Origin of the sequence: Tianxiuia mixotrophica (assembly GCF_050596425.1) — a bacterium.
Classification (GTDB): domain Bacteria; phylum Bacillota; class Clostridia; order Peptostreptococcales; family Acidaminobacteraceae.
Genome location: NZ_CP192292.1, coordinates 4446878 through 4470221, shown reverse-complemented (window position 1 = coordinate 4470221; position 23344 = coordinate 4446878). Strand labels below are relative to the sequence as shown.

14 protein-coding genes are annotated in these 23344 nt (G+C 38.7%); all 14 read left to right on the top strand.

Annotation, left to right across the window (positions count from 1 at the left end; translation table 11 throughout):
• Window positions 1-5: 5 nt before the first annotated feature.
• The 14 genes from ACQ4KW_RS19735 to ACQ4KW_RS19670 all read left to right on the top strand — a co-directional run bounded on the left by ACQ4KW_RS19735 (window position 6) and on the right by ACQ4KW_RS19670 (window position 23317).
• Window positions 6-1538 (top strand): S-layer homology domain-containing protein, encoded by a 1533-nt coding sequence (locus ACQ4KW_RS19735; RefSeq protein WP_430884146.1) that lies wholly within the window; start codon window positions 6-8, stop codon window positions 1536-1538.
• A 69-nt stretch (window positions 1539-1607) separates the two neighbouring features.
• A complete protein-coding gene (locus ACQ4KW_RS19730) occupies window positions 1608-3008 on the top strand; it encodes a S41 family peptidase (protein WP_430884145.1) in 1401 nt (466 codons plus the stop codon).
• Between the two features lie 659 nt (window positions 3009-3667).
• Window positions 3668-7300, top strand: a complete 3633-nt coding sequence (locus tag ACQ4KW_RS19725) for a hypothetical protein (protein ID WP_430884144.1) — start codon at window positions 3668-3670, stop codon at window positions 7298-7300.
• 145 nt (window positions 7301-7445) lie between these two features.
• Window positions 7446-8198: a hypothetical protein gene (locus ACQ4KW_RS19720; RefSeq protein ID WP_430884143.1), complete on the top strand. Its 753-nt coding sequence runs from the start codon at window positions 7446-7448 to the stop codon at window positions 8196-8198.
• Window positions 8199-8306: 108 nt separating this feature from the next.
• Window positions 8307-9629, top strand: coding sequence for a TolC family protein (locus tag ACQ4KW_RS19715; RefSeq protein WP_430884142.1), 1323 nt, complete (start codon window positions 8307-8309; stop codon window positions 9627-9629).
• Window positions 9630-9647: 18 nt separating this feature from the next.
• Window positions 9648-10778, top strand: a complete 1131-nt coding sequence (locus ACQ4KW_RS19710) for a TolC family protein (RefSeq protein WP_430884141.1) — start codon at window positions 9648-9650, stop codon at window positions 10776-10778.
• Window positions 10779-10889: 111 nt separating this feature from the next.
• Window positions 10890-13112 (top strand): S-layer homology domain-containing protein, encoded by a 2223-nt coding sequence (locus ACQ4KW_RS19705; protein ID WP_430884140.1) that lies wholly within the window; start codon window positions 10890-10892, stop codon window positions 13110-13112.
• Between the two features lie 22 nt (window positions 13113-13134).
• Window positions 13135-13503: a hypothetical protein gene (locus ACQ4KW_RS19700; RefSeq protein WP_430884139.1), complete on the top strand. Its 369-nt coding sequence runs from the start codon at window positions 13135-13137 to the stop codon at window positions 13501-13503.
• Window positions 13504-13526: 23 nt separating this feature from the next.
• Window positions 13527-15215 carry an Ig-like domain-containing protein gene (locus ACQ4KW_RS19695; protein WP_430884138.1) on the top strand — a complete coding sequence of 563 codons (1689 nt, stop codon included), beginning with the start codon at window positions 13527-13529 and terminating at the stop codon, window positions 15213-15215.
• Between the two features lie 105 nt (window positions 15216-15320).
• Window positions 15321-17063 (top strand): O-antigen ligase family protein, encoded by a 1743-nt coding sequence (locus ACQ4KW_RS19690; protein ID WP_430884137.1) that lies wholly within the window; start codon window positions 15321-15323, stop codon window positions 17061-17063.
• A complete protein-coding gene (locus ACQ4KW_RS19685) occupies window positions 17063-18790 on the top strand; it encodes a hypothetical protein (protein ID WP_430884136.1) in 1728 nt (575 codons plus the stop codon). The genes ACQ4KW_RS19690 and ACQ4KW_RS19685 overlap by 1 nt, the downstream gene beginning before the upstream one ends.
• A gap of 137 nt (window positions 18791-18927) precedes the next feature.
• Window positions 18928-20280: a GumC family protein gene (locus ACQ4KW_RS19680; protein ID WP_430884135.1), complete on the top strand. Its 1353-nt coding sequence runs from the start codon at window positions 18928-18930 to the stop codon at window positions 20278-20280.
• 20 nt (window positions 20281-20300) lie between these two features.
• Window positions 20301-22172, top strand: a complete 1872-nt coding sequence (locus tag ACQ4KW_RS19675; protein WP_430884134.1) for a polysaccharide biosynthesis protein — start codon at window positions 20301-20303, stop codon at window positions 22170-22172.
• Window positions 22169-23317 carry a DegT/DnrJ/EryC1/StrS family aminotransferase gene (locus tag ACQ4KW_RS19670; RefSeq protein ID WP_430884133.1) on the top strand — a complete coding sequence of 383 codons (1149 nt, stop codon included), beginning with the start codon at window positions 22169-22171 and terminating at the stop codon, window positions 23315-23317. The genes ACQ4KW_RS19675 and ACQ4KW_RS19670 overlap by 4 nt, the downstream gene beginning before the upstream one ends.
• Window positions 23318-23344: the final 27 nt, after the last annotated feature.

Below are 23344 nucleotides of genomic sequence, written 5' to 3'. Positions count from 1 at the left end.
ATCTCATGGGTAAATTACAAATGAAATGCATGACACTACTGATGATCCTTGTCCTGGTTCTTCAAGGAAATGCATATGCAGAAATTGTAGGCTTTGAAGGTGGTGCGGTTGGAGACCCAACTATGGATGACAACACCTTTGAATATGAAGAAATGTTCTTTTTAACCGGAAAACCAATTAAGCTGACAGGCACTGTATCAGTGCCTGACCAGCCTGATGATGACGAGACGGAGTACTCCCTTGATTATGATTTTGAACTTCAAAATGTGGAAGAGGGTGTGACTTTATCAAGATCAGTTTCCTTTGATGTGGTGGAAATTGTGAATGAATCTATGCAACAAACCACCTACAAAGCGGATATTGACAGCCTTGATGAAACCATCACAGCGGGGGCCAATACCTATACCCTGGGAGGCTACCTCTTTGATGAGTCGCAGCTCATAGATAATACACCAGCTGTTGACTATTTCAATGGAAACCTCTATGCAAAAAGAAAATACTTTATCAATGGAGATCAAATTAATAATGACGGTGTTGTCACGGTGGAAATTACGAGTGATTCCTATGTGGGCTATGAGCACCTCTGGGGTCAATCAGAAACCCAAGTCCTCTTATATGATATTTCAGGGACCCTACCTGCGGCAGATGCTGACTCAGAAGAGGGGCGCTGGACGGGACAGGTCACACTTAAAATGAGTTCACTGACAAAGAATCAGTTTAAGTATTCATCGACAGACCCTCAAAACATCAGTTTTAGAGGCAACTATGTTAAAGTGGCCAATGACGAAAACGTCCTCCAGTACACCTACAACCTGCCATCTGTTGCAGATGACGGGACAATTAATGAAGCCCTTCGAAATGAAGGGGAAGAAAATATCAAGAATGACATTATCACGGATTCCACCAGTCTCATCACTTCAAAAATAAGAGATATAGGTGGTCACTGGGCCGAGGGCAGTATTTACCTGCTAACAAGCTTGGAAATATTTTCGGCAGACACCTCCTTCTTTGGACCGGACCTAGCTGTCAACAGAAAGGACTTTGCAAAGGCTATAACAAAATCCATTGCCAGCGTGGAGCCCTTTACACAGGCAGACCTCATAAGACGGGATAGACAGCGAGACCGTGAGGAACTCTATCTTGACATTGATAGCGCAGATCCAGACCTAGCCTTTGTGGAATTTGTCAAAGAAAAGGGTCTTATGGTGGGCGAGGGTGACTACTTCATGCCAAACAGAACCCTGAGACGGGCCGAAGCCATTTCTATTATGGTCAGTGCCCTGGGCATGACCCACTTGGCGCCATCGCCACCTTACTCAACAGAATTCACAGATGATGCCGACATACCAAACTGGGCAAGGGACGCCATTTATGTGGCCAATGATATTGGCCTTATTGATGGCTACGAAGACGGAAGCATCCGTCCCAATAAAATAGTCAGTCGTGCGGAAGCGGCAGTCATGCTTGAAACCTTTATACGTCATATTAAGGACAATATTACCTATGACTATCGAGAGAAGATTATTAATAGGTATTAGACAAGTGATTTTGTGGTAAATATACATTAGAGACATGACAGCGCCTTTTTATAGAAAGAGAGTGAAACCATGAAAAAAATATTCTCAAGAGCCTTGCCCCTTACATTAATAGTGATACTCCTAACGGGAACAACCAGTGCGGCCCTACCCATACAACCAGTGGGTTCTGAACGACTGGATTATTTAGACCTTATAATAGAAGTGATACAGGAATACTATGTCAATGAAGTGGACACAGACACCCTGATAGAAGGCGCATTTAGAGGTGTCTTCAATGAGCTTGATCCGTACAGTGCCTATTTTTCACCAGAAGAATATCAAAGATATAATGAAGACGCTGGCGGATCATTTGGTGGTGTAGGCATTACAGTAACAAAGGATGACCAGACAGACTTCATTAAAGTCATCGCCCCGATAGAAGGTACACCGGGTGACCGGGCTGATATTGAGCCCAACGATTTAATCATTGGTGTGAACGGCAATAGCATTCAAGGTTATACTTTAGAAGAAGCTGTTAAACTCATGCGTGGTGAGCCAGGCACAAGACTTAGACTTACAATTAAACGAGAAAGCATTCTACAGCCATTTGATGTGGATATTATTCGAGAAATTATTGAGGTTAACCCAGTGAGTTTTGAAGTGCGTGAAGACGGAATTGTTAATTTTAGACTGAAGTCTTTTAATGAACATTCTGCAAAAGACGTGCGGGAAGCTCTTGAAGAAATCAAGACCAATGCTTCTGTAAAAGGTATTGTGATTGACCTCCGAAACAACCCAGGCGGTCGACTGGACCAGGTTATTGATATTGCAGATATGTTCTTAGAAGTGGGCGCACCTATAGTACAAGTGGACTACAGGGCCTATTCAGACAATGTTTTCAATTCTGAAGATGCCCCTCTTGTGAAACTCCCCCTTGCGGTCCTTATTAATGAAGGTTCAGCCAGCGCATCAGAAATTTTAGCAGGTGCTCTTCAAGATAATAAAGTGGCAACTGTGGTTGGTCAAACATCCTTTGGCAAGGGAACTGTGCAGTCTGTAACAGATCTAAGCAATGGTGGCGGTATCAAACTAACAATTGCAGAATACTTAACAGCAAATGGCAATAAGGTCAATGGCGTGGGTATATCACCTGATCTAGAGATTTTAAATGAAATGAGAGGTGACCTAAAAACCAATGCTGATTTTGCACCAATGATAGAAGATGAAGTCAGCGGTACCGGTGATGTGGGTCTCAATGTTTATGGTGCCCAAGAAAGACTCATTTATTTAGGCTATACAGTCAATCCAACAGGAACATATGATGATCTGACTCAAGGGGCTGTGATAGAATTTCAAAAGATAAAAAACCTACCACAATCTGGCCTATTAGATGAAGAAACACGAAACGCCCTCTATCAAGCTGTTGATGATGTGGCGAGTGGTGAAGCAGACTTGGTACTCAATCAGGCTGTTGAGCTGTTGTTGAATTAGTGTATTTGACAACATATAGATTTATGTCATCTAATCGATGTATTGTTTTTAAGTTAGGTAGAAGTTCATTCGTGACTAATCCTTATAGACCCTTATGTTGGGAATAAAGTGAGTTTAAGCAATGTGTCACTATTAGATAGATAAATTTATTTAGCTGAGCTTTTATCTTTAATGTAGAAAGCAGAATGAATACAGACATATAAATAGCTAAGCGTTAAGCTGGAGGTGCATAAAACGTACACCTCCAGCTTATTTTTATCCCCATAATCCACAGTATCCACAAATTTACTGGAAAGGGAGGACATAAAAGCCTTCTTGTGGTATAGTAAAATAGCGGGCTGGACAGAGTTCATCCGCATGTGATTGTGTTTGTAATGTGACTGTAATGTAAATTGGCTGGAATTTGGGGTATAATACAGACTGTTGTGTTCCCTGATGCGAGCTTTGTTTCTAATTTACAGTTATGTTACAAAGCCTGGTGGCTGATTGACCCTCCTTTCAATGAGGTGATATAATCAGTCTAGAATCGGGGAAGTGCCTAAGCAGGTATTAAACCGTTCAGGCAACAACCGCTCTTGTTGAAGGGAGGGCCGGTTGGTATTGTACAATCTTCCCTTCGACACAAAAAAACCTACTACATAACAAGGAGGAATTGCAAAATGAAGAGAATTCTTTCTCTCGTTCTAGTGCTTGTACTTGCACTAGGCAGCGTGCCGGTTGCGTTCGCTGACAACCACTCTGCAGGCGAAATGCTTAAAGAGGCTGGTTTTGTCGCTGGCGACCAAGACGGCAATCTAAACGAAGATCAGAAACTTACGCGTGAGCAAATGATGGTTCTGATCGCAGAAATGAATGGTGTTAAAGAAGAAGCAGCAACTTTTAGCATCCCATTCGATTTTACAGACGTAAACGAAAATGACTGGTTTGCTCCATACGTATGGTATGCAGCTTACCAAGGTTGGACAGCTGGTATGGGCGACGGCTCATTCGGCGCTGGCGTAGCTGTTGATTCAAAAATGGCTGCAACTTTCATGCTGAAAGCTCTTGACTACGAAGTAACTGATTACAATGCTTCTGTAGCACAAGCTGCTGATATGGGCATCGAAATTGATGAAGCTTCTGAACTTACTCGTGGCCAAGGCTTCAAAGCTATGTGGTCTACAGTAAACCTTCCTAAGAAGGATTCAGACATAGCTCTAGGTGTTGAACTTGGACGTCTTGAGCCAACTGAAGAGCCTGCTGGCGATCTAACTGCTGGTCTTGACACAGTAGAAGCTATTGGTAACATGACTGTTGAAGTTTACTTCGCTGACGACGTTGACGCTGCTGCTGCTGAAGCTGCAGACTACGTAATCACTGAAAAAGGTACTTCTACAGAGCTAGAAATCAAAGACGTAACTGTTGTTGGTTCTGATTGGGTTAACCTAGAAACAGCAGCTATGGAGGGTGGCAAAGCTTACACTCTAACTCTTGGTGAATCTGCAATTAACTTCACTGGCGTATCTAAAGATTCTGACAAGCCAGAAGTTGATTCAATCACAGGCGAAGATACAGACCTAGTTAAAGTTGAATTTGACATGGCTGTAGATCGTGCAACTGCTGAAGATATTGCTAACTACTCAGTTGACAAAATCGGTACAGTAACTGACGCACGTCTTGATGACGACAACAAAACAGTATTTGTTACAGTTGAAGGCTTCACAAAGTCTCTAGCTGCTAAGATGACTGTTGAAAATGTAATGAGCGTTGATGGCGTTGTAATGTCTAAAGAAATTAAGACATTCTACCCTGAGTTCGATACAAAAGCACCTAAAATCGAAGAAGTAGACGCTTCTGATGATAACAACGTTGAAGTAATCATCTACTTCGATGACGAGCATGGCGTTGACAAAGCAACTGCTGAAGATATTTCTAACTACTCAATCGATGGTCTAGAAATCCTTAAAGCTGAAGCTGATGACAAGGTTTATGACTCAACTGCAACAAATGACGAAAAAGATTCAGATTACTATGGCAAGGTAACTCTTACAACTTCTGAGCAGTCAAACAACAAGAAGTACACTCTTAAAGTTCTTAACATGGTAGATGGTTCTACATCTGCTAATGCAATCACTAGTGAGCTATCTGAAACATTCTACGGTGGCGACGAAGATGATAAAGAACCTAAGCTAAACAATGGCGATGTAAGAGCTCTTTCTCTTACTATGCTAGAAGTTAACTTCGACGAAGATAACTACCTAGATCCTGCAACTGCACTTGATACTTCAAACTACGAAGCAAAAGACGACGAGTTTGACGTACTTGACGCTCAGTTCAAGGACAATGATGACGAAGAAACAACAATCTGGCTAACAGTTTCTGCTCTTGATGAGGAAGAAAGCTACAAGCTAGTTGTAAACAACGTTGCTGATACTTTTGGTAATGCAATGGAAGATGAAGAAAAAGTATCTTTCGATACTGATAGAGACAATCTAATCGTTGACGCTCCAACATATGTTGAATCTGTTGAAGTTCAAGATCTAGAAACTCTAAAAATCACTTTCGCACAACCTGTAACTGAAGCAACTATGGAAGATCCAACAAACTACTCAGTAGACGGCGAAATCGGTCGTGCGATTGAAACAGACGTTGATTCTTCTACAGTGGTAATCGTAACTTTCGAAGAAATGGATGACAACGAGTCTTACACTCTAACTGTAAACGGCGTTGAAACATTCTCTGGTTACGCAACTGATAACGCTGAGTACTCATTCATCGCAACTTCAACTGAACAAGACACTACTCGTCCTAACGTTGAAGATGTAGATAACGAAGACCAAGGTAAGATCCGCGTTGAGTTCGACGAAAAGATGGACTACGACACAGGCGCTTACATTATCGTAACTGATAAAGATGATGCAACATCAACTGCTAAGCTTATGGCAACTTACCTAGCTGATAGTGACAAAGTAATCGTATTCGATGGTCACTCACTAGAAGGTACTGCTGATAAGACTTACGAAATCACTTCATTCCACATGATTGCTGACCTTGCTGGTCTAGTTCCAGATTACGATGCTGGCGACGAAGAGTTTGATGTAGATGAAGATTATGACTCAAAAGATTACGACATCGAGTATGATGGTGCGTACCAAGAAAATGTAAACAAGATCTACGTTGAGTATGACGAAGACATCCTTGTTACTGGTACTATCTCAATCACTGGTGACGAAAACAACACTGCAGTATTCGAACTTGACACTGACGAAGACAACGAAGCTGTTCTAGAATATATTTCTGGCGACAAATTTGATGACAACGAAGTAATTAAGTTCAACCTTAAAGACAATGTAACAGATATCATTGGCCGTGCTGCTGCAAGCCAAGAAATCGAAATTAAGTGGGACGCAGATGACGACGCTAAGCCTGAAATCGAAGTTGTTCGTGCAATCAACGATCGTCAGATCGAAGTTGTATATGACGAAGACATCGCTGAAGGTGAAGAAGGTAGCTACGACGTTGAAGATGAAGACGAAGATAATGTTGACATCGCAACAGTAGAAATCGGTGACGAGGACAATATCGTTCTTATCACATTCGATAGCGACGTGACTCTAAAGTCTGACGAAATGTACACTCTAGAGCAAAAATCTCTTGCAGAAGACCTACAAGGTAATGACGCAGAGGAAATGGATGATCCATTCGAATTCCCTGGTAACTCAACTCCATACGTTGAAAACACAATTGATGGTATCGCTGTAATCAACGGTACTACAGTTAAGATTCTTGACGATGAAGATCTACCTGCTGGTCAGTACAAAGTGACAAGCGGTTCTACAGTAATCTGGGACTTCAACTGGAATGGTAAAGAAGCGGCTGACGAAGTAACTACAATTAACACTACAGCTACGACTCGCGCTACTGTATCAATCCTAGATACTGACGAAGTTAAGATCAAGTTCAACGATGAATTCTACGCATTTGTTGAAGGTCAAACTTTCAAAGTAACAATCACTCCAGATGACAAAGACGTTAAGTCATTCTCTGAAAGCTTCGAAGGCGTTGTAGAAGAACTAGAATTCGGTACATTCACTGAATCTACAAACACATTTGAAGTTAAGGGTCTTGATAACGAAGATGACGAAGTTGTTAAGGTATTCGTAAACGAATCTGAAATCACTTCATTCACTCATGATGGTGATGAGCTGAAAGATGCATCATTCGTTGACGGTGCAATAGTTAAAGTACTTGTACTTGACAAAGCATCTGATCTAGTAATCAAAGCATCTGATAACATCGAACTTGAAAAGTAAGATGTAAACAATAGAAAAGTGGGCTGGCGGAGACGCTGGTCCACTTTTTTTATATGTAATGACCCAGTAATAAAAGTATTGTGCTGTATAAGAATCAATAGTAGATGATTGTGTAATGACTGCTCAAAGGTAGGTGAAGCTTAGAATGAATAGTTTTAAAAAGCGTATTAGTGTAACAATCGGAGCGCTAGCTTTAGCATGCATTCTAAATCCGTTAACATTTGGTGAGAACATAGATCAAGAAAGTTATTTATCAAATGAAGAAGAAACCACTGGTCTTATGGTTTTTGAAAAAGAAGATGAATTTATCGCTGTGGATACAGTAGAATTTGAGGGTCGTGTATATCTGGAACTCACCAATATTTTAAAGGCGATGAATATTGAAATTGAGAAGGCTGGGAAGATATATAGGGTTGTGGATTCTACTGAGGAAAATCATGAAGAAATAAGCACTTACTCGGATGAAGCAGTCTTTATTGGTACATATAATGATGATGGGACCTATAAACAGGGTCAGGTTTTCTGGTTAAGCGGAAAAGCCTATAATGGGACATTTAAAAACAATCTGCCAAGTGGCCAAGGGGAAATGATCTTTGAAAATGGTGATGTCTATAAAGGAAGCTTTGACAAAGGCCTTCCACATGGTCAAGGCCAGCTTTTTTATAAAGATGGCAGCAACTATTTAGGACAAATGCGGTATGGAACAGTGACAGGATATGGTCGTATTAGATATGCAAATAATGATGTCTATAAGGGCTATCTTTACATGGGAATATTCCATGGTGCAGGTGCTTTTTCAGAGCATGATGGCGGTACCAAACAAGGGCTTTGGGAATATGGAACATATATTAAGTATTTAAGTGATAAAGATATGGATTTATATATGTTCGATAAATAGTTCTTATATTAGAGTTTATTTAGAAAGTTTTAAGGATTCATTCAGAGAATTATCATAATCATAGCGTATAATATGTATAGTTAAGTCGAATTGAATCGAGGTGAAAGTATGTTGAAGAAAATAGTAGCAACAGGTTTGTCTTGTGCATTGGTTCTTGGAAGCATTCCGAGTTTTGCTGAGATAGGGACAGAGTTGTCTCTAAATGAAGCTATTGAACAGGCTATCGAAAACAGTTCAGATATTCGAGACATCAATGCCAATATACCTGCTGTTGAGGAACAAGTTAGAAAAGCCAAAGAAGGCGCTAAGCAATATCAATGGATGATAGAAAAGTATGAAACATACCGAATCATGTACTATGATGTGGATGACGATTACGATAAGTATATTGATATGACATCAGATGAACTCATGGAAGAACTTGCAGACTTAAGTGTTCGTATTATGAATAATAGAAATCCTTCTAAAATTAAAAAAATGCTTAAGGACATTGATTTTATAACTTATGCATTAACTTTTGGACTGGAAGAGCCAGATTTAACGGATGAAGAAATATATAGTCGATATGCAAAAAATGCAGAGACGCTTGGATACCAGGCGGAAAAAGAACTGACTAAACTTCAAAACAATGTAGATTTGGTTAAAGGGAATGTCACTGTAGGCGTTACAAAACTTTATATGGGCATCCTAGAAATGGAATCAGGCATTGAGACGCAGAACATGCTTTATGGCGTGCGGTCTGACATACATGATGAACTTATTAAAATGTATGATCAAGGTTTAATCTCGGAGTTTGATCTTTTTAGCAGTCAAACGGAATTATCCAAATTGAAATTGGCTATTGAAAAGCTAGAGATTCAAGAGCAGGGGCTACTCATGACATTAAATAATATGATTGGTCTAGATGTGCTTGAAGAGACAGAAATGGATAGAAACTTCGAGTCTCGGTATTATAAAGACAATGTGTCCATTCGAGATATAGCAAACAAGGCCGTAGAAAACAGTCCGGTTCTGGAGGCTCTTCGTATTGATCTAGATTTTTACAAGAGCAACTATGACTTGTATCAAAAATACGATGGCTATGAGTTTGGTACAGAATACGAGGATTTAACGTATCAAATCGAAAAGCTAACATCAGAGTTAAGAGAAAGTGAAGCAAGTTTACGATCAGATGCAAATTATATTATCGGAGATATAGCAGCCAAGAAGAAAATGATCGAATCATATTCAAAAGCATACAATAATGCAACACAAAAGTTGAAGCAAGCTGAAAAGCAGTTGGAACTTGGCCTAATAAAACAGACAGATGTGCATGGTCTAATGGTGAGTCAAGCCAGTGCGCTTATGAATCTAAATAATGCCAAAAGGGATTTAACTTCAGCTATGATTAAACTGGATATGTATGTTGACTACGGCGTGGCTTACGAATAGAAAAGAGGTGCAATAATTATGAAGAAAATACTACCATTAACTTTGGCATCGGCTCTCATTTGTAGCGCCTTGGCTACAACGACAGTGTATGCTGAAGATATCACATCCATAGGACTAAATCGTATGATTGAGTTGGCAGAAGAAAGCAATGTGTCCTATCAGGTTCTTAAGAAACAAGAAGAAAGAGAACGGGATGACTATGTCACTGCAAAAGCTATTGCTGTATCCTTAGAGCAAAATTTTGATATTGATGATTCATTTACGTTTTCTGACAAACAAAAATTAGAATTAGACCCCCTTTCTGAAGGAAAAGAGTATAAGGATAAATTATACGAAGTTCTGAGTCAAGAAAAAGAAATTGACTATAAGTCGAAAGAACTCTTCTACACACTTTCTAATTTAAAAGAAGATCTGAGAAGCAAGAAAGACTACTATGATTTTATGCAGTCTAAACGTGAATCAAAGAAGACGGAACTGGAAGTTGGACAAATAACACAACTGCAATATGACGAATTTGAAGTGACCTTTCAAAATGCTTTTGTAGATTATTTAAAGGCTGCCAATAGTCTGGAAAGAAAACAAAGAGAAATTAACATATTTCTTGACCAAGATCCACTTATTGATATCGATATAGTGGAATCGAGTATGACAACATTAGACCTAGAGGCCTTTGATTTAGAAAGTCTATTTGAGACCATGCTAGAAAATTCCTATCAAATTGCACAACTGGAAACTGAAAAAGACATTAAAGAAAAAGAGTTGGAGTTAAAGCAACGTTTTAAGGGGTTTGGCGAAGTCGCTATCGAAATGGACCTTCTTGAAGATCAAATCATGAAGCTAGATGGTGATATTGAAGATATGAAGCGTTCCATTAAGCTGGATCTGTATTCAAAGTATAACGATGCAAAGATAGCTGAAAAAAACATTGAAGTTAGTCAACTTGACTATGAACTTGCTAAAAGGACATATGAAATCGCAGAACTTAAATACGATAATGGCCTTGTTAGCCTTATTGATCTAAGTGAAAGTCGAAAGGCATTTGAAACCGCTTACTACAATATTAATGATGCGAAATTGCAAGCATACTTACAAGTTCAAAACTTTGCAAACTTTGTTGAGCTGAACACTGCTCGTATAACAGCGGAGTAATTAATAATAAGATAATTGAGTATAAATGAGTTCCTGTATTTTTCCTCGGGGACTCATTTTTGTGTATAGATATGTTATAATTTAGGGGATGAGACTATTGGAGGCGATAAAATGAAAAAACGTATAAGTATACTGCTTATTTTACTTATAATGCTGATGAGCATTCCTTTTACATATGGTGATACAATCCATGATGCAGAAGTGTTACAAGACCTAAAACTCTTAAAAGGTGATGGAAAAGGATTTAATTTAGGCGGCCAGCTTAAAAGAAGCGAAGCGGCCACATTTATTGTCAAGTTTTTAGGCAAAGAAGTGGATGTTCTAAATAACGTTTCTTCCTATAATAAGACCATGTTCGAAGATGTGGAATCTGACATGTGGTATGCGCCTTTCATCGGTTATTGTCACGCAAATGGCATCGTGTCTGGATTTGAAGACGGAACATTTAGACCCGACAGCTTTGTCAGTGAAAAAGCATTTTTATCCATGTTGCTGCAGGCCATGGAGTATAAGGCAGATGTCGACTTTGATTGGGATTCCGTCTTGAGTTTTGCCTATTCTAAAGGTCTTGTTGAAAACATTGAGTATGCGGTAAGAACTGAAGACAACAATCAATATGTTCGGGGCGATGTCGTTCGAACCATGTACAATACCCTTACAAAACCTCTAAAAAACTCAAAGCGTACAGTCGTGGAAAGATTGATTGATGAAAAAGTGACCAATATGGTCGTCGCCAAGCGTCATGATTTGATCAAGGAAGATGAACTTATAACAATGATAGAGACAGCTGTAACAGCTTCTAAAACAGAAGTCGAAGTTGTATTTAATGAAACTATACAAGTTCCATCTAAAGATGATATAAGCCTCAAAAACGGTGAGAAAACCATAGATATAGTAAACATTGTTCATGATGGTGAAAAAGTCATTATTGAATCCAAGGATGCTTTTTATGAACCGGCAAGTTTTAAAGTAGAATTTGATCAAGTTGTAGATGAAGACAACAATATAACTGAAGATCTTGAAGCTGATTTTGAAGGCTATGAAAAGGAAAAAATTGAGTCAGACCATTTCAGAATATCCTTTATTGAACCAATCACATCTGAGCTGATTAAGGTGACTTTTACACAGCCTGTTGATGAAAGAGCCTTAATGCCACTGATGTACCGATTTGGAGCAGAGGGGCAAGCTCTTGTAGATGGTAACTTTAAGAATTTGGAAATACTTTCGCAAAACGACTCTAAAACAGTCCTTATAAAGTTTAAATCCCTGTCAATGATAGAAGATGAGTCTTATGCCCTTCATGTCAGGGGAGACCTGTTAAGCACCTACGAACAGAGAATGAATCAAGGTGAAGGCGATACTTTGATATATGAGGCCAATATATCGGCCCTAAATTCCTTTGAAGTGGATGATTACGAAGTTGTGGATAAAAACCACATAGAGCTGGAGTTTAGTCGACCGGTCGGAGAGAAAACTGCTCTAGATGAAGATAATTATAGACTCTTTAACTTAGACCGTGGATCCAGTCAAAATCCAATGAAAGTCTATTGGTATCAAGATGAAGATGGTATAAGTGAAAATAAAGTTGTTCTCAAGTTTGGATCAATTCTTGAAAGAACAGACTACAGAATAGAAGTTGATGATGTCTTTGATATATATAGCGGGACAAGAGTGGAACACTATGAAGATTCATTCTCTGAAAAAGATATAGATAAGGTCATTCCAGAAATAGATGATGTGAGGGCGGTGGATAGAAGCACCGTAGAAGTCATGTTCACTCAGCCGCTTACGGATGATGTTATGCGAGCATCTTTTAGAATTGATGGGGAACGTGATGACCCTGATGTGGATGATGTTTATTGGAATGAGAATCAACCAACGCGTGTCCTATTATATCTCAGAAAGTCAGACTATCTTGATGAAGACGAGGATTACACACTAAGACATAATGGATCAATTGAAGACTATTTAGGCCGAGATGCTGACAAATCAGACAGCGATGATTTCGATGGCAATGACCATGTAAGAGATCAAATTGACATTTCAAGCGCTAAATACATATCAGATGACACAATTAGGGTTACGCTCACTGATATTGGACGAGAAATTGATCTTGAAGATACAGATAATTATTTACTTGAATATAGAAACAGCAATTCAACAAAGAAATTCTATCCAACAGATGTGGAGTTTATAAGTCATACTGAGGTTCTTTTGAAAACGGACTTTGGGATTGGTGATGGCAGTGTGAGACTCTACATGTATGATATCTACGATTATTCAGGACAGTTCAAAGTGGATGAGATCAGCTCGGGGGTTGATCTGAAAGAATAGAGAGATAGAGAGGGGAATTTGAATGAAATTCAGGATTGCGGGACTATTGTTTGTGTTGCTTATTGGACTGGGCTCAATTGTTTTTGGTCAGACGCTTTCACAAAAAGTTTTGTATGTAGGTGAAAGCATGACGCTCGAGGAAGGGTATGAATGGGTACGTTCTGAAGAGACACTGACAGATTTTGAAGGTGAGACTTTAAAAGCATTAAAAGCAGGAGAAGTATTCCTATACGGCTACAATGGAAATGCAACTGAAACACAAGTCATTCGAATAACCATAAAAAATGCAGTTTCTAAGTTACTTATTGATGAAAGTTCCCTTAAACTGGAACCGGGTCAAGAAAAAAATTGTCATACAGACTGGTGGCTTCTACACCGGGGCAAGATATAATAAATAGTACAATTAACTGGCAGGTGAATAAACCTGGTATTGTGGAAATCTATGAAGATGGTCTTATTAAGGCAATAAAGCCAGGGGAATGCATTATTACAGGTGTAACGGCTGATGGTCATAAAAAAGACACTGTCACAGTTTATGTAATTAGTGCTTATGATACCGTGAATATTGAACAAGGAGAGAACATCTCCATAGCACTAGGGGAAACAGTCAACCTGTCATTGGTTAGGCGCCCTGGGTATGAGGTTGTTGAAAATGCAAAGTGGAATCCGGTCAGTCAAGCCTTTGTCCAAGTTTCAGAATCAGGTCAAGTGACAGGGGAAATGGTTGGAGCCACTACGGTTTATGCTTATGATTCAGTGAGTGGTTATAAAGATGCCATACGCGTACAGGTGAATTCGCGTATTAGCGGTATACAACTGGATAAGACGAATCTTGTGCTCACAGAAGAAAATCCAGAATATCAGTTTACAGCCAACCTGCTTCCGCGATACAGTGACAAACCTATTGTGGACAAAACTGTTTCTTGGAAAACAAGTGATAGTCGTGTGGCCACAGTGGATGAAAAAGGTCTAGTGAAAGCTGTAAGCAATGGTGTTGTAAGAATTACTGCAACAACAAAAGACAGTGGCTATGAAGATGTGGCCTCTGTAGAAGTCAAGTTAAGTGAAGCAGTGTCCAGTCGACTGAATCTAAAAAATATGGATTTTAATAAAATGCCATATGGGATATCTGTCGGTGAGGCGTACAAACTTGATTTTATTAATGTTCCAGAAGGTTTAGACTTGAGCAAGTTAAAGGCTTTTGTACAATATGGTCCAAGTGATCAAGTTGAATATAGGGATGATGGAATATATTTTACATCAATGGAAAAAGGGAAAAACAAGTTACAAATAATTGATGATTATGGCAATCGTATTGAATGGGAGTTTAGGTCATCATCTAATTTAGGGCGTGTCGAAGTGGATGAAGAAAGTATGCCACCTCTAAAGGAAGGTCGACCAGGTCTCTATATTGGGCAAACATATAAGGTGGAACATATACTTTTTCCACTCCATGGAAGAACTCTAGAAGACATTGCAATTAAAGATGTGATTTGGTCATCAAGTGATAAAGATGTGGCGACAGTTGAAGGCAATATGGTCACAGCACACAAACTGGGTGAGTTCACATTAACGGTTAAAACGGTTGACTCTGGTCGGACAGATTCAATTGACATGCGTGTTGTGCCTATGGTAACAAGAATAAGTTTGCCGGAAGAAATACTCTTGAAGGTCGATGAAAGTCAGCTTGTTGAGCCAGACTTTGATGTGAGTGGTGGTGGCGTTTATACTGAACCATTTGAAGATGGATATGAGCTCAAGGTGATTCAAGAACTGATTTCGTTAGATGTTTTAAAGGTGGAACTAGACTATGAAGAGAAAGTTCTTCAAGAACTTGAGGCAATTGAAAATGTGACAAACACAACACGTTCAGAAATTGCGAGGCATCAAGTAAGATTAAAGCTGATAAACGATATGTTAAGATATAGTGGTTCGGGTTATGCCACAGTAAAAAGTGGCTATAAAAATAGAGACGGAAGTCCCTTTACAGCACTTGTTATTGAGGGCAAAAACCTGATTGGTAAGCAAAAGGGAAAAGCCATTGTACAAGTGAAATCAGTGGATAATGATAAGATCGCAAATACAACAGTTATAGTAGAGTAAAAAAATGGACCGTTTTCCCTAGGGAAAACGGTCTTTTCATAGAACCTATTGTCAATATATGATATGATTGGGAGTGGAAAATAATAAAATGGGAGTTGATCCAACTTGAAAATAGATCTTAAAAAAAATGGGTGGACAATATTAAAATACATACCAATATTCTTATTTGTAACTATAATGCCATTGACGGTTCGCCTAAAGCAAGTTGTCATAAAGGACTTAAATGTTGAAGGACTGCCAAGTGTTATTGTAAATGGAGATTTATTTAATTTTTATAAAGCGCGGCTGGTTTTCTTCGGGGCCTTGCTAGCAATTGTACTTTTAATTGCAGGTTGGGTTATAGGCAAAGTACGCTTTAGTTTTACGAGGGCTGACATGGCAGGATTGGCCTTTGTAGGCCTTGTTGTGCTCTCCTCATTTCTTGCAGACCAGGATACAGTGGTTTGGTGGGGATATTCAGAAAGATGGCATGGTGCAGCAACATGGATCAGCTATTATGTATATTATTATTACTTAAAAACTGTGATTAATAGTCAAAAAGAAATACTTCACGTGACAAGATTCATCTTACTGTCTGCAGTTGTTATGGTTACAATTGGACTGATGCAAGCCTTAAGTATGGATCCGTTTCGAATGGATATTTTGAAAAAACTCATACTACCAGCAGAGTATATTAAAAATAATGGATTGGATAGTATGAAGTTCACTTTTGAATTGAACCGAGTTTATATGACACTCTATAATCCCAATAATGTAGGGGTATACGTAGCGGGGATGATTCCCTTTGCAGTATATGGCATTATTAAAGACAATAAAATCATTAAGGGTATATGGTCACTCACTGTACTTGGAGCGATTATTAGCTTAATGGGGTCATATTCACGTGCGGGGTTGGGTGCGCTTGCGATTGCTTTTCTCTTATATTTTATTATCAACATGAAGTCAGTTTATAAATTTAGAAAGCAAATATTGATAGGTCTTATTATAACAATGGTCTTAGTCGTTGCTGGTGATAATTTAGCCGATAATGTCCTTTCTAGACGTTTATTTGATATGGGGTCAAGTCGAGCTTCGTATACCAAATTGCAGGGGTTATATATAGAAGAGAGTGACTTGCTAATTGATTATAATGACCAAAAGCTTGTTATGCGTTTTTTTAGTGAAGATGAGCTCCCTAAGCCATATACAACAGACGGCGACACGATTTCTGTGACTCAATTAGAAGATATGAGTTTGATTTTTCAAGAGCCTACTTTAGAAGGCTTGTCTTACCAGATCACAAGGAGTAAGGATGTTGGTTTTGTAGTTACTCTTAATATAAATAAGAGATATACTATGAATTTTGTTAGTATAGATAATCAGGTTAAATATATTAACTCATATGGCAAGGTGACAGATGTGGTGGACGCCGATTTTGTTGGCTTTGAGAACAACTTGAGGTGGGGATCTAATAGAGGGTATATTTGGTCAAGAAGTGTGCCTTTAATTTTTGATAAACCACTCCTAGGCCATGGACCAGACCAGTTTGTATTGTCATTTCCTCAGACTGACTATGTTTCAAAAATAAATGCATTTGCAAATCCTGAACTTATTGTAGATAAACCTCATAATCAATACTTAGGATTTTTGGTTGAGTTTGGAGTGTTGGGGTTACTGACATATTTGATTTGGGTCGTTGGTTCTATATGGAAGGCGCGAAAAAATATTATTATTGTAAGTGCATTATCAGTCTTGATAGCATTTTTATTCTATGATATATCCATCACAACAGGATGGTTACTAATTACTTCTTTAGGGATTTTAAGTGGTGATGTGGTTAAAATGACATCTTTAGAGGAGGGCATGTAATGCAAGAAAAAAAACAGTGGTCAAATTTCAGGGGCTTACTCCTTTATCTTGTTACAGTTTTTGTACCATTTATTGCAGTAACACACAAAATCGAACGACCAGATTATTTGCTTGAGGTTGTTCGTATTAAGCCGGTTGTTTATGATTTTCTGACCTATTATAAAGGTATGTTTATTGTAGCGGTTGCGTTTTTAATGGGTATTGTAATTATTAATGATTTTATAAAAGACAACGAAGCAAAGGCGAAAATTATTAAAAAAACCAAGCAGCTTCATAACATAGCGGCTTTTGTTCTTTTGTTTTTTGTTCTTCTCTCCTTTGCTCTAACGGAGTTTAAAGAAATAAGTGCATTTGGGACCTATATAGCAGGGGAAGGAACTTTTCATTGGGTGTCCTATATTGTAATTTTCTTCTATGCCCAAATATACATGTCAAGTGACTTATTTGACTCAATCGGAAAGGGTCTTGCACTTGCATTTCTCATTATTTTTGCAGTGGGCTTACTTGCCTATATGGGATATAGTTTGTTTGAAAGCACTATATTTATGGATTTGATTACACCTGGAAGTTCACGTGTACAGGTCAATGATGCCTTTTCAAAGCGCTTTTCAACATTCTTTGCAAATCCAAACCATGCTGGGACATATATAGCCTTGTTGCTTCCGTTAATGTTAACCTATCCATTTAAGTGGATGGACTCGAAAAAGTACCTTGCCTTGAACTCGCTAATTTTCGCCATGCTAATCTTCACAAAATCTTCTGCAGGGCTCTTAGCCTGTTCTATTGCGATTATCATAGCTGGACTATATTTTCTATTTAAAGGATCAAATAGAATATCAAAAAAAGTGTTTGGATTTCAATTAATCTTGTTTGTTCTGATTTACATAGGTAGCGGTGGACTTATAGGTGGGGGTTCAATAGAGGCGGAACTCACACAGCTTGAATCAGTTGCTAAGAGTTCGCAAATGAAAGGTCGTTTAACAGATATTGATGTAAGTGAAGAGTCTGTAGTGTTCTCTTTTGATCAAAATGATTTTACTGTTAAAAGCAGTAGCGGTCAGCTGCAGTTTTACTATAATGATCAAATATTAGAACTCAAGCAAGATCTAGATGATGCTGCTTACTATACTTTTGATAATGAAGCTATTGAGCATTTTATGTTTAGAATGCGAGATGGTAGAACCCTTGAACTTCTCTTTGGAAATGTACAATTCTATATTGGTAATATGGAAGATGGACTGGCTGTATTTGACACATATGGTCGTTTGTATGAGAAAAATTCCGTTGAGCGATTTAAACCATTAGATGGCTATGAAGGCTATGCATCGGGACGTGGTTACATATTGTCACGCGGCTTGCCAATGCTTAAAGACACATTACTTGTTGGCAAGGGTGCGGATGTGTTTGGATTCTTGTTTCCCCATCATGATTTTATAGGCAAGGTTCAGTTGCTTGGAAAGTATACGCATACATTTGATAAGCCACATAATATTTATTTATTTATCGGGTATAGTTTTGGTGTGGTTGCGCTAGTGAGTTTTCTTGTGTTAGGAATTATTTTATTGATTCGATCTATTAACGCATTGAGTCTGAAATCGAATCAGTCAATAAGCAGCATTTGTATCTTATTTGCGGTCGGAATGGTGTTTTTCTTCAACGATAGCATGGTGTATTCCACTTCAATTATCTTTTCAATTTTGGGTGGCCTGACGGGTATGCTGGAATAAAGTCTAGCAAATATTACTCTTTTTAGACAATTTGACTATAGATATTTATTGAATCTGATGTATATGATAGAATTTCCTTTGGTATAATAACGATTCAGAAAGAAAAGTAGAGTATGTACATAAATGTGGAGGCAGAGATGACGAACGAACAAGCATATTATGAAGACGCAATTTCATTAAAAGAACTTATAATGATTCTACTCAAAGGAAAAAAAATCATTGCCCTGGTAACGGCAATGAGTATTGCCCTAGCAGCTTTAATTTCATTTTATATATTGGATCCGACGTATGAATCAAACACTATTCTGTTGGTGTCCAATGCCTCGGCAACACCTGTTTCAGTGGATGGCAGTGGAACGGGTGTGGAAAATTTGGTTAATACCTTATCTGCAAACATTCCCCAGACCATTACAACTTATAAGGAACAGATGCTTACGACAGATATGATGACTCGGGTTATTGAAAAATTGAAAATTGGTGAAAAGTATACACCAGTAGGTCTGAAAAGTATAATTACTGTTAAGAATATTGAGGACACCAACCTACTTAATGTCTCGGTGACAAGTGGAGATCCTGATCTTTCTGCAAGCATTGCAAACACCTTAGCTGAAGAATACACAGATTTTATTGCCCAAATGAACAGCCAGCGCCTTTCAAAGTCTTCTGAGTTTTTAAAAGAAAAAGTGGATGAAGAAAAGGAAAAACTGGATGCGGCTCTTGAAGTGTACAAAGATTTTTTGGCCCAGTCTCCAGGAACAAGTGAAATTCAAGCAGAAATTGCATCAAAGTCTAGTCGACTCAATGCTCTGAAATCTGAACTGGATGCCCTTTTAACCAATTATGAACGGGATAAACTCAGTGTTGATAATTCTATTAAACTAAAAAAGAATGAACTGGAAAACGTTCAGACCCTACTTAATGATTCAGAACAATTTATTGTACAAAAGCAGTCTGTTCTCCAAGACAACACAGCCACAGCGTTGGTGAACTCCACGGGGACTTCATCATCAGAAGCCCTAGATATTGTTCTTGAAAACGAAACTATAAATGATAACTATATGGAATTGCAGCGTCTTTTAAACAGGGCCAAGGTAGACCTACAGTCTTTAGAACAAAATAAGCAAAATCTTAAAATTACATTTGATGCAACAAAGACATTAATTGAAAGCGAAATTAAAAGTTTGTCCCAGTCTCTTGAGTCGCTAAAAGTAGAGTATGCAGAAAAGAGCAATGCAGAAAAACTCATTCAAAAAGACGTTCAACGTGCGGAATCATCTTATGATCAATTCGTAAAAAGTTATGAAGAAACACGCGTTGCTGAATCGGCAGATATTGGAAAGTCAACAATACTTATAAATTCAAAAGCTGTGGCCAATGAAAGTCCAGTAGGTCCAAGAAGAGCTTTAAATATGGCCATTGCAGCTATCTTAGGTCTCATGGTCTCTGTATTTTATGTTTTCTTCAAACACTATTGGAATGAAGGTAAGTAAAGTAGAAGGTGAGTTCTCTTATGAAAAAAGCTTTAAGACAATCAGTGCTCGTTGGGTTTGACGCGATCGCCATATTTGCAGCTTATATACTGGCCTTTCTTCTTCGATTTGATTCTGAATTTTTCGTATCTCAAATCGTAAAAGACTACTTGGACTTATTATACGGTTCAATATTCACCATTATTTTAATCAAAATTTTGGTCCTTTACCTATTTGGCATGTACAACAGCTTGTGGAAACACGCAGGAGTCAATGAACTGGTTCAAATCGTCAAGGCGGTAACCTTTGCCACAGCCATGTCTATGAGTTTTATCATCATAAAGGAGCTGGCCTTTCCTAGAAGTATATATATTATGACGTGTTTTATAGACATATTGCTTCTTGGTGGGATTCGTTTTAGCTATAGACTAGCCAGACTCTGGAAGAACAAACAATTTAAGCGTTTTTCCAAGTGTACCAATGTTATTATTGTTGGAGCTGGGCAAGCCGGGGCCATGATTATAAAAGAAATGCAGGATCATCCAGAACTGAACTATCATCCTGTAGCGGTTATAGACGATGACACGATGAAACAACAAAGAAAACTTTCAGGTGTTAATGTCATTGGTGGACGTCAAGATATAGAGTGGGCGGCCATGAAGTATAAGGCGGAAGAAATCATTATTGCTATGCCTTCAAGAAACCGCAGTGAAATCAAAGACATAATCGATATTGCCAGTCGAACAGAGGCCAAGCTTAAAATTGTGCCAGGCGTCTATGAACTGATCGATGGTAAAATCACTATTAGTCAAATCCGCGAAGTGGATATTAAAGACATTCTTGGCCGTGAAGAAGTGGAACTGGACATTGACTCCATAGCCACTGTTATTCAAAATAAGAATGTTCTTGTCACAGGGGCAGGCGGATCTATCGGATCGGAACTCTGTCGTCAAATCGCCGTGTTTAAGCCTAAAAAGCTCTACATGTTAGATATCTATGAAAATAGTGTTTATAGTCTCGAACTTGAACTGAAAAAGAAACACCCAGACTTAGACTATGATGTTTTTATATCTTCGATCCGTGATAGAGACCGTATTTTTGAGATTTTTGAGTCTTATAAGCCAGATGTCGTTTTTCATGCTGCGGCCCACAAACATGTGCCTCTCATGGAGTTTAACCCTATGGAAGCTGTAAAAAATAATGTGTTTGGCACAAAAAATGTTGTGGAAGCGGCTATTAAGTATAAGGCAGACCGTTTTACCCTTATATCCACAGACAAGGCGGTTAATCCAACCAATATAATGGGGGCAACCAAGCGAATTTGTGAACTCGTTGTTCAATCAAAATGTAAAAACGGCACGACAAAACTTTCTGCTGTGCGCTTTGGAAATGTTCTTGGCAGCAATGGCAGTGTCATTCCAATATTTAAAAAGCAAATTGAAGAGGGTGGCCCAGTCACCCTAACCCATGATGATATTATTCGCTATTTTATGACCATTCCTGAAGCGGCAAAACTTGTTATACAATCTACGTCTCTTGCCCTTGAAGGTGAAATCTTTATTTTAGATATGGGTGATCCTGTAAAGATTAGAGACTTAGCTGAAAATATGATCCGACTCAGTGGTTTTGAGCCAGGGGTGGATATGGATATTGAAGTTACAGGACTTCGGCCAGGTGAAAAACTCTATGAAGAACTTATTCTTGATAAAGACAAGGCTGTTTCAACAAGGTTTGAGAAAATATTCATTGAAAAGCCGAATGGTATAAATGAAGAATGGATTTCCAAAAAACTAGAAGCCATGCGATTTAACCTTGGACTTGAAAATGTTGAAAGCTTAAAAAAAGCAATACATGAGCTGGTGCCAACCTACGCGCCACCAGAACACGACAGAAAGAAAGGACAACAATCATGACAGACCGACATATTCCCTTTTCAAAACCATATATTACAGAACTGGAACACGAATATGTTTCCGAAGTCCTTAACTCAGGATGGTTGTCAAGGGGACCAAAAACCAAAGAATTTGAAGCAAGACTTGCTGAGTGGTTGGGGGTTAAACATGCCATTGGAGTGAATTCCTGCACTGCGGCTTTACATCTGGCTCTTGTTGCCTATGGCATAGGCCAAGGAGACGAAGTTATTACATCCCCCTATACATTTTGCTCCAGTGCCAATGTGATTGTTCATGTGGGTGCCAAGCCTGTTTTTGTAGACATTCGTGAAGACTTTAATATAAATCCAGACTTAATTGAAGCTGCTATAACAGATAAAACAAAAGCTATTATTCCTGTTCACTTTGGTGGCGGTGTTTGTCAGATGGACAAGATTATGGCCATGGCAAAAAAATATAACCTTATTGTTATTGAAGACACAGCCCATGGCATTGGAGCCAAATATCAAAATCAATTTGCAGGAACCTTTGGTCATGTAGGTGCCTATAGTTTTTACGCGACAAAAAATCTGACAACTGGTGAAGGTGGTCTCTTTGTCACAAATGATGACGTCCTTGCCGATAAGGCAAGAGTCTTATCTCTTCATGGTATGAGCCAAAACGCCTGGAATCGCTATGAAAAAGGTGGAAGTTGGCAGTACGAAGTACATGCGCCAGGATATAAATACAACATGACCGATCTTCAGGCAGCCCTGGGAACAGCCCAGTTTGAAAAGTTTGATGAAATGCAGGCAAAACGAGAGCACTTGGTTAACAGATATAACGAGGTACTTGGCCAGTATTCTGACAGTCTTCACATACAGTACGATACAGAAGAGGTCCATCATGCATGGCATCTCTATCCTATAGTTTTAAAAGACCTAGATCGGCATAATAGGGCGGATATTATCACGGCCTTAAACGATAAGGGAATAGGCACGTCAGTCCATTTTATTCCCCTCCATCTTCAGCCTTTTTATCAAAAGGCATTTAATTTAAAACGTGGCGATTATCCCGTCACAGAAAAAATGTATGATGGCGAAATATCCCTTCCCCTCTTTCCGGGCATGACATTTGAAGACGTAGATTATATTACAAGAAATTTAATAGACATTTTAAAGCTGTAGAGAAATCTACGGCTTTTGTGTGTTCTA

What these genes read in the sequence shown, in the direction of transcription:
- ACQ4KW_RS19725 (WP_430884144.1), top strand. Translation starts at nt 3,668, where the DNA reads ATGAAGAGAATTCTTTCTCTCGTTCTAGTGCTTGTACTTGCACTAGGC.
- ACQ4KW_RS19730 (WP_430884145.1), top strand. Translation starts at nt 1,608, where the DNA reads ATGAAAAAAATATTCTCAAGAGCCTTGCCCCTTACATTAATAGTGATA.
- ACQ4KW_RS19685 (WP_430884136.1), top strand. Translation starts at nt 17,063, where the DNA reads ATGCAAGAAAAAAAACAGTGGTCAAATTTCAGGGGCTTACTCCTTTAT.
- ACQ4KW_RS19720 (WP_430884143.1), top strand. Translation starts at nt 7,446, where the DNA reads ATGAATAGTTTTAAAAAGCGTATTAGTGTAACAATCGGAGCGCTAGCT.
- ACQ4KW_RS19735 (WP_430884146.1), top strand. Translation starts at nt 6, where the DNA reads ATGGGTAAATTACAAATGAAATGCATGACACTACTGATGATCCTTGTC.
- ACQ4KW_RS19710 (WP_430884141.1), top strand. Translation starts at nt 9,648, where the DNA reads ATGAAGAAAATACTACCATTAACTTTGGCATCGGCTCTCATTTGTAGC.
- ACQ4KW_RS19705 (WP_430884140.1), top strand. Translation starts at nt 10,890, where the DNA reads ATGAAAAAACGTATAAGTATACTGCTTATTTTACTTATAATGCTGATG.
- ACQ4KW_RS19715 (WP_430884142.1), top strand. Translation starts at nt 8,307, where the DNA reads ATGTTGAAGAAAATAGTAGCAACAGGTTTGTCTTGTGCATTGGTTCTT.
- ACQ4KW_RS19680 (WP_430884135.1), top strand. Translation starts at nt 18,928, where the DNA reads ATGACGAACGAACAAGCATATTATGAAGACGCAATTTCATTAAAAGAA.
- ACQ4KW_RS19700 (WP_430884139.1), top strand. Translation starts at nt 13,135, where the DNA reads ATGAAATTCAGGATTGCGGGACTATTGTTTGTGTTGCTTATTGGACTG.
- ACQ4KW_RS19675 (WP_430884134.1), top strand. Translation starts at nt 20,301, where the DNA reads ATGAAAAAAGCTTTAAGACAATCAGTGCTCGTTGGGTTTGACGCGATC.
- ACQ4KW_RS19670 (WP_430884133.1), top strand. Translation starts at nt 22,169, where the DNA reads ATGACAGACCGACATATTCCCTTTTCAAAACCATATATTACAGAACTG.